This window comes from Sulfoacidibacillus thermotolerans, from assembly GCF_003144315.1.
Classification (GTDB): Bacteria; Bacillota; Bacilli; order Alicyclobacillales; family SLC66; genus Sulfoacidibacillus; species Sulfoacidibacillus thermotolerans.
Genome location: NZ_MPDK01000128.1, coordinates 1 through 387, shown reverse-complemented (window position 1 = coordinate 387; position 387 = coordinate 1). Strand labels below are relative to the sequence as shown.

The 387-nt window shown below is 38.2% G+C and carries 1 pseudogene; it reads right to left on the bottom strand.

The window, feature by feature from the left end:
- Positions 1-387, bottom strand: a pseudogene (locus BM613_RS14810) (ABC transporter permease); the annotation flags it as partial.

The following is a 387-nucleotide window of genomic DNA, read 5'->3' as shown; positions in this document are numbered from 1 at the left end:
CAGTACTGCTAATGGGATTTGAAAATACACATAAATGGTCAATAACCCCCATTTACCGTACAGATTAAAGTCATCAATTAAGCCGTATTTTTTCAGTAATAAAGTGAACGCGCCATTCACACCTAAAATAATGATGAATGCGAAAGCCAGTGGTACACCTGAGAAATTACTGCTCATATTGGTGAAGGCAATGACGCCGTTACGAATTTTGTTATCAAGGTGTCGAAGTGATGAAACTAATAGGGAGGCAATGAGCAAACCCAATATGCTCGACCAAGAGGCTAGCCAAATACTGTTACTAAAGCCTTGTAGCATAAATTTGGAATTCAGCACTTCATGGTAGTTATCTAACGACCACTCTCCATCGTAAATAAAACTATTAATGAC